This window comes from Sulfobacillus thermosulfidooxidans (assembly GCF_001280565.1).
In the GTDB taxonomy this organism is placed as follows: Bacteria; Bacillota; Sulfobacillia; order Sulfobacillales; family Sulfobacillaceae; genus Sulfobacillus; species Sulfobacillus thermosulfidooxidans_A.
This window is the reverse complement of the sequence record NZ_LGRO01000001.1, coordinates 985,448-1,000,751: the sequence shown is the minus strand read 5'-3', so window position 1 is coordinate 1,000,751 and position 15,304 is coordinate 985,448. Positions and strand designations below refer to the sequence as shown.

Sequence of the window (15,304 nt, the reverse complement as noted above, 5' to 3'; positions counted from 1 at the left end):
ACCATATTGAGGGCGCTGTCGGTAGCGCCCATTCCTGACTTCAATCGTATCAAGGGAGAGAGCAATGCCACATATATATGCTGTTACAAATGTTCCGCCCGAAGTTCTAGCTTACGGCATGGCCAAATATTCGCGATCAGACCGTTCACTAGCCGATAATTTAAAAGATCTCACAGAAGATAAGGCCGCGAAATTTCTAAACACCTTTTATTTTGATTATGGCCACGCTTCCATAGCGGATTTAGCCCATGTCGCCGTAGCTATAGAAGACATTTCGTTGTTGGCTGCCATGGAAATTGTCGATGAACCTTTATGGGATGGACAAGAACGTTCAACACGGTATCAGAATTTCGATGGTTCGGACTACTATCGTCCAGCAAGTGCCCCTTCCTCCTATGATACGGCCACACACAAGCTTTGGGCCTTATATCATCAGATGCAGGAGCTGGGCACAAACCTGTTAACCGAACAATATCCTAGACCGTCCGATATGCCAGAAAAAAACTATGCTCGTACCATTCATGCCAGAGCCTTAGATATTGCGCGTTATTGCTTACCGCTCAATACTCTAACGAGCCTGGGGCAGATCACCAGTGCCCGCGTTCTAGAACAACAAATTCGGCGACTTTTCGCATCGCCTTTCTCAGAGGTCCATGATATTGCACGGGAACTCAAAAAGAGCATTGCCGAACAACCCGCTGTCGATTTAATGTATCAAACCAACCATCCTGTATTACCAACATTGGTTAAATATACAGAAGCTGATGCCTATTTAATGGCTGTGCGGAAAATTCTAGAACCCTTAGCAAAACAGGTCCCGTCTTTGCCTGCGCAAGCCGTTGAATTAACGGTTCAAGCTCCCCTTTTAGATGCCCAAATTGCGCAATTGCTCTATGCTTTTGGACAAGCTTCTTATCGATCCTGTCTCCAATTCGCTAGTACCTTAAGCACTGCAGAGAAACAAGAATTGATTTCACTGGTTTTTTCAGTGCGTGGCCCTCATGATGAATGGCTGCGTCTTTTGCGCCAAGCCCCCTTGCAATTTGATTTAATCATGGATGTGGGGGCTTTTCGAGATTTTAATCGGCACCGCCGAACTCACAAAATTGCACAGTCCCTTAATCCTGATCTTCAATTTTCCATCCCATCCCCTTTAACCGAGGCCGGCCTTGATTATGAATTCATCACAAGGCTTTCGGCGTATTATGAAGAACTCTCGACCTATTCGGATACTCCCTCACTGCCGTACTTACTGCCCTTAGCGCATAAAAGAAGAGTGTTGATGAGCATGGATCTTGCCGAAGCAGCCTATATTATTGAACTCCGTAGTCGGTCCCAAGGCCATTTCAGTTACCGCCAAATTGCGTGGGAAATGTATGAAGCGTTGAGACAGCAATTGCCCGATTTCGCGCGTTATATTCGCGTAACACCCCCTAGCGAATTTAATCCGTTTCAGCGGTAACTTTCTTCAAAAACAAAGCCCCCAGGGGCGGCAAAGTTAAAGATAGAGAATACGGCCGTCCCTGCCAACTTTGGCCGTCACTATGCACCCATCCCCCATTTCCCAGATTACTTCCTCCGTAATAGACACTATCCGTATTAAGGATTTCTAGCCACTGGCCGGGTTGGAAAATTCCTAATCGGTACCCATAACGCGGCACGGGGGTAAAATTGAACACGCATAAGATGTCTTGATACGCCCCGTGCCGGAAGAAACTAATCACGCTGCTGTCCCGATCACCGAAATCACACCATTCGAATCCTCCCACATCATAGTCCAAAGAAAATAAAGCATGATTCTGATGATATAGCGTGTTGAGATCTTTTACCAAGCGAGATATCCCTTCGTGATAAGGATCAGCCAGTAAAAACCAATCCAGTTCGCGATCATGGGACCATTCGCGCCACTGGGCAAGTTCGGCTCCCATAAAGAGTAACTTTTTACCAGGGGTGGCATACATATAAGCCAAGAGTAGTCGTAAATTCGCCATTTTCTGCCACGTGTCCCCAGGCATTTTATTGATTAATGAGCCCTTCCCATGAACCACTTCATCATGCGACAAGGGCAGGATAAAGTGCTCAGTTAAGGCATACATGGGGCGAAACGTTAACTTATCGTGATGATAACGACGGTAAATTGGATCTTTACTCATGTAATCTAACGTATCATGCATCCACCCCATATCCCACTTAAAATCAAAACCTAATCCGCCATCTTCCGGTCCCCTTGTCACATGAGGCCACGCCGTAGATTCCTCTGCAATCATAACTACCCCAGGAAACCGTTGGTGGACTGCTTGATTCAGTTGCTGCAAAAAGCTAATCGCCTCAAGATTTTCATGCCCGCCATAACGATTGGGAATCCATTCACCAGCTTGCCGACCAAAGTCTAAATACAGCATGGAACTTACCGCGTCCACTCGTAATCCGTCGGCATGGTAATAGTCCAGCCAAAACATCGCACTCGATAGTAAAAAACTGCGGACTTCATTGCGTCCGTAGTTAAATAAATAACTATGCCATTGCGGGTGGATTCCTTGCCGTGGATCAGCATGTTCATATAAATGAGTGCCATCGAACTCGGCTAATCCAAAATCATCCGTCGCAAAGTGTGACGGAACCCAGTCTAAAATAACCCCGAGACCTTGTTGATGACATTGATCGATGAAATACATGAAATCTTGCGGCGATCCGAAACGTGACGACGGCGAAAAATAACAGGTTGTTTGATAGCCCCACGATCCATAATAGGGATGCTCCATAATAGGCAACAATTCAACGTGGGTAAATCCCCGGTCCTTCACATAATTAACAAGTTGATCCGCGAGTTCTCGGTAGCTTAATGACATGCCATCACGATGCTTACGCCACGATCCCACATGCACTTCATAAATGCTTATGGGTTTTTCCATGGATGAGGTTTTTTGGCGCGCATTAATCCACTCATCATCATGCCAAGCATAATCTAAACGGGTAACAACCGACGCTGTTTTTGGCGGAATTTCCATGGCAAATGCCAGAGGATCCGCTTTTTCCTTGGCAAATCCCTGAGCAGGATTTTCAATGAAATACTTGTACAATGTTCCCGGTTCTATATGCTCTATGATGGCCACATGCACTCCCGAATTACCTAGGGGTCTCATTGGATGCTTTTTAGGATCCCATCCGTTGAAATCACCCACCACGGAAACGCGCTGCGCGGCAGGAGCCCACACCGCAAATTGCACAGTATTTTCATCTAAGTACTGTGCGCCAAAATGCCGGTACATCTGGGTTAATGTGCCCTCATTAAATAAATACAATGTTTGTTCGTCCAGTCTGTCCTGCATGCTTGTCACCTACCTTCCGGATATTACTAAGTCTTGGCACGGACCCTGTATTCTCCAAATGATCCCGTGCACAAGGCCGTCTTAAATACCTTCTTCCTTCTTCCTTCTTCCTTCCTCCATGACGGGCAGACCAGTCAGTAGGAGACCGGTCCGCCCATAGGGCTAAAACTTCATTCAAAGGGCGTCGATAGGATCCTACCTGTCCTTTGGAAGGCAACGATCCCGGCCTAAAGGTGAGGTATCTGCAGCGCCGTATTACGATGACAACATGGCCTTACGAATCCAAATCCAACAGGTTCAAAATTCCTTCCATAGGGATGTGAACCCATTTAGGCCGATTGTGCAGTTCATAATGCAACTCGTACAAAGCCTTCTCCATGAGAAATGCGGACAGCCACTCAGAATCTCTTTCTGGCAAAAGGCGTGCATCCATATGATCCTGGTATGCTTCAAGAAATCGGCTGGTAGCAATTTGAAACCAGGCCATAGCCCATCGTTTGAGCTTGTCTTGCGGCATCCCGAACTGACGCTCATGCTCAACTTCAGTAAATGCCGCATAGTGGAAGGACCGAATCATCCCTGCCACATCTTTCAACGGAGATCGCTTAATCCGGCGACGGCTTAACGGAACCAATGGTTCACCCTCGAAGTCGACGATCACAAAATCTCTCCCTGTGTAAAGGAGCTGGCCAAGATGATAATCACCGTGACACCGAATCTTAGAACCCTGCACCGTTTTACGGGCCGCTTGTCGAAAAATCTCTTCGATGTGTTCGCGTTTATTGAGTATTTCTTGAGCCATGATTGCTACGTCCTCACGGAACAATCCTAACGCTCTTTCTAACTCCGTTAAGGTCCTGTCGGCGTTTTGACGCATCGATTGGTACATGGCACGTTGGTCCAGTGCCGAAAAAGGTTCCGGACGAAAATCGGGATTGTCGGGATCCGAAGCCAATAACATGTGCATTTCGGCCGTCTTTCGTCCAATGAGTGCGGCTTGTCCGCTAAATTCTCCCATCACCGACAGCAAATTTTCATCAGGGTGAATCTCCGTATCGCTCCACCAATTCCGGCAACTGGAGGGCTGTACAACAAGATCTTGAGCCGCAATGGCTTCGAAATACCGTCCTAGATGATCTAAGGTATAAGTCCATCCATCGCCTTGGTTAGCAATATACTCTTGCAAAATCGCCAACTGGGAGGTCACCCCTTGATGACGATACTCAAAACCCATCCAAGTTTGCGGGGCAATACCGGCACCGCGGTGCTCTGTCATAAATTGCCCGACTTCCCAGTCTGGATTCACGCCATCTTCCAACCGCCGGAAGATCTTCAGAATCCACTGCTCTCCGTAAGCTACTGAGGTATTGCTTTGTTCCACATGCAAAGGCGTCGGTTCAAGCTCCTCGGATTTAAGCCGATTGCGGCCTTTCCATCCTTGACTCGTTCGCCTTTCAATGTGCCGTCCCGTGACCCGTTCAGGAAAAATCCATTGCTGCGCGAGATGGCTCCAAAATACTGGATTATCACTCGCTTCTCGAATATTGCCCTCCTGTTCTTGCATCATAAAAGTTACCAGGGCATTGTCATCAGTGCCCCATTGCCAGATAAGCGGCAAGAGATAGCGTTCTTCGGCCCCTCCTTGGTACCGCACCCGAACAATCCAAAATCCGCCTTGTTCCCATACCGGAATCCACCTTTCGTTAACAATTTGCATGATCCGCGAATCCTTGCCAGCAAACCACCGCTGGTGTGGCAAATAAGCCGCTAACGGTTTGAGCATGTCTTCGAGAATATCAGGAAAAGGATTCGGCCCATCCACTTCAATCGTCGGAGGAAGTTGTGCATTCACCTCATCAAGAACCTCTGCATCTTGCAATCGAAACAGATAGAAATCGTGGGGTCCCAATGTATAAACTGTTGACGGCTGTGTAATCGGTGGAAAATTGCTTTGAGAAAATAATTCAATGACGGTTTGCCCTATAAGGTCCTGGGTTTCAATGGTTACGGCTTGTACAAATCGTGACAGGTTAGCTACCACTAAAATCCGATCTCCTTCAAATTCTCGCAGGAAAACCAAGACTTTTGGATTATCGGCATTAAGAAAGCGCAGTGTCCCGCGGCCAAATGCTCGCGATGATTTGCGCAACGCAATGATCCGGCGCATCCACCACAAAAAACTAGAGGGATTATTTTGTTGGGCCTCGACGTTGACAGATTCGTAATGATATTCGGGATCCACGATAACGGGTAAACATAGGCGCTGAGGATTGGCCCGAGAAAAACCTGCATTGCGGTCTGGACTCCATTGAAATGGTGTACGGACTCCATCGCGATCTCCCAAATAGACGTTGTCACCCATTCCAATTTCGTTCCCATAATACAATACCGGCGTTCCCGGCAAAGTCATTAGCAATGCATTCATGAGTTCCATGCGGCGTCGATTATTGCCTAAGAGTGGGGCCAAACGGCGCCGGATCCCCACATTAATGCGGAACTGCGGCTCTTTCGCATAAACCCGGTACATATAGTCCCGTTCCTCATCGGTCACCATTTCCAAGGTCAATTCATCATGATTCCGCAAGAAGATCGCCCATTGCGAGCAAGGAGGAACCGGAGGCGTGTGCTCCAGAATATCGATAATAGGATAGCGATCTTCCATATAGAGAGCCATGAACATTCGCGGCATCAAAGGAAAATGAAAGGCCATGTGGCATTCATCGCCATTGCCGAAATATAATGCAGCATCTTCCGGCCATTGATTCGCTTCCGCTAGCAACAAACGATTCGGATAATGCTTGTCGATATGCGCACGCAATTCCCGTAAGAACTGATGCGTCTCCGGCAAGTTCTCACAGTTAGTCCCTTCCCGCTCAAAAAGATAGGGAATGGCATCGAGCCGGAGACCATCGACGCCCATATCCAGCCAAAAATCAAGAATTTTAAAGACCTCGCGTTTGACTGCTGGATTGTCGAAATTCAGATCAGGTTGATGGGAATAAAACCGATGCCAATAATAAGCCTGAGCCACATCGTCATAGGTCCAATTAGAGCGCTCAAAATCTTGAAATATAATGCGCGCATCCGCATATTTGTCGGGTGTATCGCTCCACACATAATAATCTCGATATCGGCTATGAGGAGGAGAATGCCGGGCTCGTTGAAACCAGGGATGCTGATCGGAGGTGTGATTGATAACTAATTCCGTAATAACTTTTAAGCCCAGTTCATGAGCACGACGTAAGAATCGGCGGAAGTCCCTTAGGGTACCGTAATCGGGATTAATATTCATATAATCGGCAATGTCGTAGCCATCATCTTTTAACGGGGATGGATAGAACGGCAATAACCAAAGCGCCGTAACCCCTAGATCCGCCAAATAATCTAATTTTTGAGTCAACCCCACAAAATCGCCAATTCCATCCTGATTGCTATCATAAAATGTCCGAACATGCAATTCATAAATAATTGCGTCCTTGTACCAATCCGGACGTTCGACCTGGTTCTGACCGTTATGCATTATATCCCCTCTTCAATTCGCAATATGTGTGCATTATAACCATCTGGATGTAGTTCCACATAATTATATGGACCATTCCATGCATAACGTGCCCCTGTAAGCAAATCGTGGACCATGTAATGGGCATCCTCATGAAGTCCCAACGGCTTCATATCAAGTGCTGTCCATCCAGATTGGGTATAGACCGGATCCAGATTGACGACCATCAATAACCTCGACTGGTACGCTGGATCTCGCTTGCTGTAGACTAAAAGTTGTGGATTATCAACGTGGTGGAAGGTTAAAATACCATTGTGCTGCAAAGCCAATTCTTGATGACGTATGGCATTAACCTTTTTTATCACTTCCTGAATGTTAGGTTGTTGGGAAAGATTCCATTGGCGGATCTCATATTTCTCCGAACGGTTATATTCTTCACTTCCCCAAGACAAAGGTTCATGCTCTAATAATTCGTATGCGGGTCCATAAATCCCATAATTTGGTGATAATGTCGCAGCGAGAATAAAACGCACTGTAAAGGCTGCGGGCCGTCCAGTCTGTAAATATCCTGGAAGAATATCCGGAGTATTAGGCCAAAAATTGGGCCGGAAATATTGGCTTTTCTCCGTATAGAATAGCTCGCTCACATAATCGCGGAGTTCTTGAGCTGTATTGCGCCAAGCAAAATACGTATAGGACTGGGTAAATCCTACTTTTGACAACGCCTCCATCAACTTAGGACGGGTAAACGCTTCGGATAAAAATATGGTATCCGGAAAACGATTTTGCATCTCCATGATGAACCATTCCCAAAACACTAAGGGTTTGGTATGGGGATTATCGACGCGAAAAATCCGCACACCACGTTCCGCCCAAAATTGAGTAACTTCAAGGAGGGCTCTCCATAACGCTTGCCAGTCCGGGGTGTCAAAATTTAATGGAAAGACATCTTCATACTTTTTGGGCGGATTCTCCGCATATTGGATACTACCGTCCGGAAAATGGCGAAACCACTCGGGATGTTCTTTCACCCAGGGATGATCCGGAGAACATTGGAACGTTAAATCCATGGCTAGTTCCAACCCCAAGGCCCGAAGCGTTTGGTGAAAATGATCGAAATCAGCGAGTGTGCCTAATTGAGGATGAATGGCCATATGTCCGCCTTCTTCATTCCCAATCGCCCAGGGACTTCCCGGATCATCAAAGGAAGCTATTGTCTGATTATTGGCTCCCTTACGATGTTGGAGGCCAATGGGATGAATCGGCGGCAAATAAACCACATCGAATCCAAGATCGGCGATATACGGAAGGAATTGTTCGCAGTCGCGCAACGTACCATGCCCATTTTTCCGGGTTGGGCAGGAACGCGGAAAAAATTCATACCAGGCGCTAAAACCTGCTCGTTTCCGGTCAACACGCATGGGAAATCGGCGTGATTGACCAGCATGTGATAAATCCGGTAACTGCTGCATAATCTCCTTTAATTGAGGATCTTGCATCAATAAAACACGCCGCTCCTTCTCGGAGGTCTCATCGAACTGGTTCAAAAACCGGCGCAACGCCTCTACAAGCGCTAAATCGTTGCTCTTGGCCTTCTTGAATTTCGCGTAGAGCGCAATCCGGTGCTGAATCAGTTCGCGACCCATCACCAATTCGGCATCGATATCCTGTCCTAGAGTCCATTTCTTATCCAACCGGTGACGCCAGGTGAGAAACTCGTCAACCCACCCTTCAATGCGATATTCATAAAAGCCCATCTCTGTTAATGGAAAAACTGCACGATAGCGATCATTGTCTAAGGATTGTAAAGGAACATAGGACCATGGTCTATTCGGTAATATCCTCCATCCTAGACGTCCTTGAACGACGTCGTGTCCATCAGCGACGAGATCGGCTTCCACCGTGAGTTCCTCTCCTACAATGCGTTTGATAGGAAACCTTCCTCCATCAATAACTGGCGTGACATGAAAAATGTAGACTCGTTTGCGTCCATCTTGATTCATTGGGTTCGCTCCTCATTCATTGACACATTCTGCCCTGAATCTCTGTACCGCGTCATCAAGAATCCTTTATGTCCGGCGAATCGCTAACAATTCATCTAATTGGTTTATGTACTGCTCCCATTGTCTTTGTACAGCGCGATGTTCGGGACTCCATTGTACGGTTAACCGAAAAACCACCAATTGTGCTTCCTCTAAGTTAATCTGTAACGACTCTTGCTGGGCGATTTGAACTGCCTCAATAAGAACTTGAAGACGTATGAGGTCCGTGGGATTTTGTTCCAGATCTCGGCTTAACTTCTTAATAAACATTTCATATTCGTAGGGTAAATCTGTCCAGTCACTCAAGAGATTCCACTCTCTAGCTTCTGAAAGCAGTCGGCGTATTTCTGCAAAATCTACAGGATCAGTGATTAGTTGTTGATGTATCTGCTCACGAATTGAAATCCCCGCTGCATCGCGCAATATGGGAGGAATCGACTGGCCCATATCTTTCAAAAACCGCATTAAGGATGCACTATGTTCATAAATATGGCGGTTGTAGGTTAAGGCTTCCTGTAAAGCATTTTCCACCAGTTGATCCATGACCCGCTCTTGTTCGTCCCGGAACAAATGACGCAACGAATTCGTCTGCCCTTGAAAAAACTGGTCGAGCAGGCGAATGACTTCGGGAAATTCGGCCGCTTGAAAAGCCTGTGCTAGTTGCTGACGCATGTTTTGATACAACTCTGGTCCCCGGTATCCTCTGACGCCGGCAATGACATTGTGATCTCCCAAATGAAGTACCCCATAATTAAAAGTGGCCCGATCGAGAGTAATTTGCGAAACAATTTGAACCTGTCCCACGGCCATTTTGACCGCGCCAGAACGCCATAAGGCATCATCTTCCACGTGAACATCGTAACAATAGATGCTACTAATTTTCTCACGTTCCGCCTGGGTTAACATGTGCATCATACTATAATGAAGAGCGACACGGGATAAATTTACCATCCGTTCTTTCACTGTGGTAACGAAGATTTGACGACCATCTTGGGAATCCTGATTGCTTCGAGCCTGTTCTAGCAACCGCAAAAAAGTTGATTCCATGGGCACATCGAATAGTCTTTCGGCCAACTGAATGGCTCTGGCCGCATATTTCATGACTTGAATAGCTTCCAAGCCGCCAATGTCATCAAAAAACCAGCCACAACTGGTATACATCAGCAACAAATGCCGGGACAACTCCATCAATTGCAAAACATGGATAGTATCCTCCAAATCTAAGGCATGAATTTGATGATTGACAAGAAATTGATTAATGGTATCGTGATGGCGATGTAAAATCACATCAATATAATCATTACGGGCGATCCACGGATCTTTTAACCAGCGGGGCGCCAACGCTTCAATAAGCGGCGTCACCGTGTCTCTAATATAGTCGACGGCTTGGCGTAACGGTGTGCGCCATTTCTGATTCCATGTTGGATGCAATCCCGTTTGACATCCACAGTCACTCCGCCAGCGTTCGATACCGTGAGCACAGCTCCATGAGGTGTTTTCGAAAATTTCCACTTTGCGTGTCGGCACATTAAACGACAAATATTCGCCATAATTGGTTAAACGTACATCTGGGCGATGGTCTATCACATCCAAAGCATAAGCCAGGGCCATCTCTCCAAAGCGGTGATGATGCCCATACGATTCACCATCGGTAGCGATATGAACCAGTTGATTGGACGAAGACGAATCTGCTTCAAATCCCCCAATCAACCGCTCCGCAAAATATCGTCCATCGTTCAGCAAACCTTCAAACGCTACCGCGCGTGACAAGGGCGCATGATAAAAAAATACTGCTATTGTTTGACCATTGGGAAGATCGACCCCATAAGGCTGCCTAGTATCAATCGTTCCCCCTTCGACACTCACCCATTGCCCACTCGGTTCTTTCACTCGCAACGCTTGGTCAGGGCTTAGAATCGTAAAACGTATTCCATGTTTTGATAACAGTTCCAGCGTTTCATAATCGACGGCAGTTTCTGCTAACCACATGCCTTCCGGATAGCGATGGAAACGGTGCACAAAATCTTTAATCCCCCAGATAATCTCCGTTTCTTTGTCCCGTCTCGATGCTAAAGGCATAATAATGTGATTATAGATTTGAGCAATCGCAGATCCATGCCCGCTAAAACGCTCTTGACTCAGTCGATCTCCATCAAGTATGGCGGAATAAGTAGCTGGATCATGACGTTCGAGCCAAGCCAATAAAGTTGGTCCGAAATTAAAACTCATCCGCGAGTAGTTATTCACAACAGCTCGCAAGCGTCCATCTTCATCTAAAATGCGCGCATGGGCGTTGGGTGCATAACATTCTTCGGTAATCCGTTGGTTCCAGTCATGATAAGGCTTCGCTGATTCTTCACGCTCGACGCTATCGAGCCAAGGATTTTCTCGTGGTGGTTGATAAAAGTGGCCATGGATGGTGATATACCGATTAATGCCGTGTCACCCCGTTCTTCTCAATAACGCTAACTCTTGAGCAATCTTTACCGCTTATGGTATCACAGCTTTTATGACAATGATTCTATCCAGTTCTTAATAGCCGGAATATTAGATGGAAAGTAAAGGTGAGCATAGCCCGCTAAGACGTTGGCGGAAGCATAACCTGCTAACTGTTCACCGGTACGTCCTTCTAATTTGTATGCAGGGGAAGAGTCTGAAAACACGGAACAAGAATAATGGAATTCATGTCCGCGAAATACCGTACCTTCAGGAAAGTGCGTCTGGGACAACATCGTAATTTTGCGGTAACCAACTGCCTGCAACTGCTTCTGCATCAGGACTCTATGGGGTATGAGGCCAACCATGGGATGATGCTCTCCGGATTGGTCCACTATGTGTTGGGATAAAAACATGTATCCTCCACATTCGGCTAATGTTGGAAGTCCTTGGGCAATGCGATTATAGTAATGTTGAAGCACATCTCCATGCGTACTTAATTGTCTCGCAAATTCTTCAGGAAATCCCCCACCAATATAGAGCGCATCAGCAGTGTCTGGAATTTTCTCTCCTGCTAGGGGACTAAAAAAGACGAGGGAGGCTCCCAACTCCTGCAACAACTCCAAATTTTGAGGGTAATAAAAATTAAAGGCTTGATCCGACGCTACTGCAATAATTGGATGCGATCCGAGAGAAAACACTGCAGGTCTCGGAGGAATATCGATAGACGGTGCTTGGCAACCTAATTGAAAAATCCGATCGAGATCGAGTTGCCGAGTCAGACCGTCACGAAGACGGTCAATAATGTCCCGGGTCTGAGAATTTTCCGCCGCTGGCAAAATGCCTAATTGACGATGCTCAATCTCTAAATTTTCATGATAAGGTAAAAATCCAAAACACGAAAGCCCCGTTTCCTGTTCGATGGCCGCGCGAAGCAAATCATAATGGCGTTGCGATTTGATTCGCGAAATAATAACCCCTTTTAAATAATCGGGAGATGCAAATTTTTGAAACCCTAGAACGACAGCGGCCAAACTTCGCGCACTATGTTGCCCATTCAGGACGAGGAGAACCGGCGCACGTAATATCGCAGCCACATGATATGTACTGGCTTCGTTGGTTAAAGGATCTTGTCCATCGAAATATCCCATGACCCCTTCAATAATGGCAATATCGGCGCCTGTCATACCCTTAACAAAACTGTTCAGCACATCGTCAGGACGAGGTTCCATCCAGGCATCCAAATTTCTGCCTTTTCGGCCTGTCGCCCATTCATAGTAACTGGGATCAATATAATCGGGCCCCACTTTAAATCCTTGCACCCGAACGCCACGTTTTTGCAATGCCGCCATCAGAGCTAACGAGACAATTGTTTTCCCTTCACCACTACTCGGTGCGGTCACAATGAGTCGAGGAAATTCCAAAACGACTCTGCCTGCCTTTCTAAATATGTCGAAAACCGGGCACAATGCCCTAAGATAACAGTTCGGTAACACACGGCGATTGAGAGGAAGCGAAGCTTCAAGAACCGCCCTACAAATAACAAGCGCATTCACACGGATGCATTGGCTGTATGGTGTATCAGTACACATGGCCAATGCAATTTTACGGGGATCACATCCTGCATGAGTTATCCATAATAGTTAGTTTACCATCATAATTGTTCCGGATGGTGGCGAATTATGAATCATTTCCCATAGCGCTTCCGCCACATCTTCCGGCGCAATCCATTTTTTACTCGCGCTCTGTTGAATTACCCGAGATTTTTGCTCCTCCGTTAAAGATTTGGCCCACCGGGTCGCTACCCACCCTGGCGACAGCACATAAACCCGGATTTTTGGCATCACGGACTTAGCAAAACTGGCACTAAAACCCAAAATAGCTGCTTTAGCGGTGCCATATAGCGATGCCGAATCCCCTGGGGCTCCACTTAAAGCTTCGTCCCACGCCACATTGATAATCGTTCCCGTATTTTGAAAGTAAGGAATTACCGCGCGGCTACATTTTATAGTTCCTAAAACGTCTACATCCCATAGTCGTTGCAATCGTTCTAAATATGATTTCTTTCTATTATCTCCGCTTAATATGTCAGCCCCGGCAAGATTGATCCATACATCATAACCTGTCGGTGCGGCCTCGCCAATACGCCGAGAGATCTCGGATTCGTGCATCGTCACATCGAGAAGGTATTGCAGAGGTCCGGGCTGACGAGCAAACCCAATAATGTCTGCGCCTCGTTTCCCAAAGAGTTCGTTAACCGCTTGCCCGATACCACCGGTGATTCCTGTGACTCCAACGCGCAATATTGTCTACATTCCTTTCCACCAGAATATGTGTTGACAAAAATTCAGATAAGTGTTAAAGTTGTCACTGTGGGACGCACCATTAGGATTGAGGGGTGCCAGAGAATCGGCTGAGGGATCGGATTCTCATGGATATGGCTTCAACTTGAAGCCATATATATTTATTTTAAATACAATTTTTAAAGGACGGTTAACCCGCCCTTTTTTTGTATCGTTTTATATCTGATGAGGAGCTAAAGGATGTTGAAACCGTGCTAACATATTTGACACATCTTGCCACGAAGTGGCCTTAAACCGACACTTTGGATATTGGGAACAGACAATGTGAGTATTTCCATCGGGAGCTTGCCATTCTGCTAAAATGCCTTCTTGACACAACGGACATCGCATCACGTATCCCCCCCTATAAATCTAACATTTACCGACGCAATAACGCACGTAACCTGGTTTTATTATACCGAAAATGATCATAAAAATCACAAACCAAGGAAGAGTTGTTTCAGTTGATGTTCCCCATAAATCGTTAGTCAATCGGCGGGGTAGGTTGGGAAGGAAGAACTACTTTTTCTCGCCATACACGGACTCCTGCAACCCATGCTGCAACGAGGATTCCGGCAATGGGTACGGCAAATAGGGCGCCTAAAATTCCTCTGAGCGATGCCCCAATCATTAACGCCAACACAGAAATCACAGGATGGACACCGACTTGACTCCGAATGATTTTAGGACCCAGAATTTGAGATTCTAACAAATGGGCGGCAGCTAGCAATACCAAGACCTCAGGAATTTGGACCCATGGATGGTTAAACAGTGCTAACAACACCGGTAAAATCGCCCCTAATACAGGACCTAACAAAGGAATCAGCTCCATAATGGCCGCAAAAACGCCAATCACAAGCGGATACGGCAAACCAATAAGCCATGTGCCAAAGCCAAAAGCGGTCCCCACAATCAATGACAAAGCCATTTGCCCGCGCACATATCCTCCAATGACGCGAGATAGTGTGTGTTCAACTGCCAAAAGCCCTTCGCGTTGGTGATGAGGAATCAGGCGCAGCAGAGCTGCTTGAATCCGATTGGCATCCAACAAAAGGTAGACCGTAATAAATATAGTGATAGCGCCATCGACAATACTATCAATCAGATGGGTGACAAAGGTTACGGTTTGAGTGACCAAAAACGTGGAGACTTGACCGAGACTACTAAATAGGCGGCTTTCTAACTGCAATATATTGACTTGGATCCCGGTATGCCGAAACCATGCCATAAGGCCTGGTGTAGTTTGCGTCAATGTCTGGACTTCATTAGGAAGTTTGGCGACTAACGTGGCAAGCTGGCCAGCAATGACCGTTACTAATAAAATGCCCCCAACCACAAAAATCACCACAGTCCCTAATACCACAACTAACACAGCCAACGGTCGGTTCCAATATAGTGCCAGCCGATCCACCATAGGACTCAGGGTAATTTCAAACATGCCTGCCATCATCAATACCACGACCACATTGCCTAGACGGCTTAATACCCACCACAAGGCCATCAAGACAATACCGGTGCCCAGTACAACCACTACCGCATCTCGTCCGATAGCTAAACGCGCCGCCCATTTGCCTGGTTCATTTCCGCTCATGACGCTCCTCATTTCTACCGGCCAACAATTTTCTTGCTCTATAAGTTTTATTCTATAGGCTACCC

General features: G+C 46.6%; 9 protein-coding genes. 1 reads left to right on the top strand and 8 read right to left on the bottom strand.

Going from position 1 to position 15,304, the window contains the following annotated elements:
- The first annotated feature begins 64 nt into the window (after nt 1-64).
- Nucleotides 65-1,462, top strand: coding sequence for an FAD-dependent thymidylate synthase (locus AOA63_RS05215; protein ID WP_053958706.1), 1,398 nt, complete (start codon nt 65-67; stop codon nt 1,460-1,462).
- Here AOA63_RS05215 and glgB read toward each other — a convergent pair.
- The 8 genes from glgB to AOA63_RS05180 all read right to left on the bottom strand — a co-directional run bounded on the left by glgB (nt 1,443) and on the right by AOA63_RS05180 (nt 15,239).
- Entirely contained in the window at nt 1,443-3,329 is a 1,887-nt protein-coding gene (gene glgB, locus AOA63_RS05210; RefSeq protein ID WP_053958705.1) for a 1,4-alpha-glucan branching protein GlgB, read from the bottom strand. The two genes, AOA63_RS05215 and glgB, sit on opposite strands and share 20 nt — an antisense overlap.
- A 274-nt stretch (nt 3,330-3,603) precedes the next feature.
- Nucleotides 3,604-6,849, bottom strand: coding sequence for a maltose alpha-D-glucosyltransferase (gene treS, locus AOA63_RS05205; protein ID WP_053958704.1), 3,246 nt, complete (start codon nt 6,847-6,849; stop codon nt 3,604-3,606).
- The gene (locus tag AOA63_RS05200) at nt 6,849-8,831 is read right to left on the bottom strand and encodes an alpha-1,4-glucan--maltose-1-phosphate maltosyltransferase (RefSeq protein ID WP_053958703.1); all 1,983 of its coding nucleotides are present in this window, start codon (nt 8,829-8,831) and stop codon (nt 6,849-6,851) included. The genes treS and AOA63_RS05200 overlap by 1 nt, the downstream gene beginning before the upstream one ends.
- A 66-nt stretch (nt 8,832-8,897) precedes the next feature.
- Nucleotides 8,898-11,117, bottom strand: coding sequence for a DUF3536 domain-containing protein (locus AOA63_RS05195; protein WP_171822616.1), 2,220 nt, complete (start codon nt 11,115-11,117; stop codon nt 8,898-8,900).
- Nucleotides 11,118-11,377: 260 nt separating this feature from the next.
- Nucleotides 11,378-12,730, bottom strand: coding sequence for a cobyrinate a,c-diamide synthase (locus tag AOA63_RS05190; RefSeq protein ID WP_053958701.1), 1,353 nt, complete (start codon nt 12,728-12,730; stop codon nt 11,378-11,380).
- A gap of 219 nt (nt 12,731-12,949) precedes the next feature.
- Nucleotides 12,950-13,609, bottom strand: coding sequence for an SDR family oxidoreductase (locus AOA63_RS05185; RefSeq protein ID WP_053958700.1), 660 nt, complete (start codon nt 13,607-13,609; stop codon nt 12,950-12,952).
- Nucleotides 13,610-13,825: 216 nt separating this feature from the next.
- The gene (locus tag AOA63_RS19695; RefSeq protein WP_158026916.1) at nt 13,826-14,002 is read right to left on the bottom strand and encodes a hypothetical protein; all 177 of its coding nucleotides are present in this window, start codon (nt 14,000-14,002) and stop codon (nt 13,826-13,828) included.
- Between the two features lie 130 nt (nt 14,003-14,132).
- Entirely contained in the window at nt 14,133-15,239 is a 1,107-nt protein-coding gene (locus AOA63_RS05180; RefSeq protein WP_053958699.1) for an AI-2E family transporter, read from the bottom strand.
- Nucleotides 15,240-15,304: the final 65 nt, after the last annotated feature.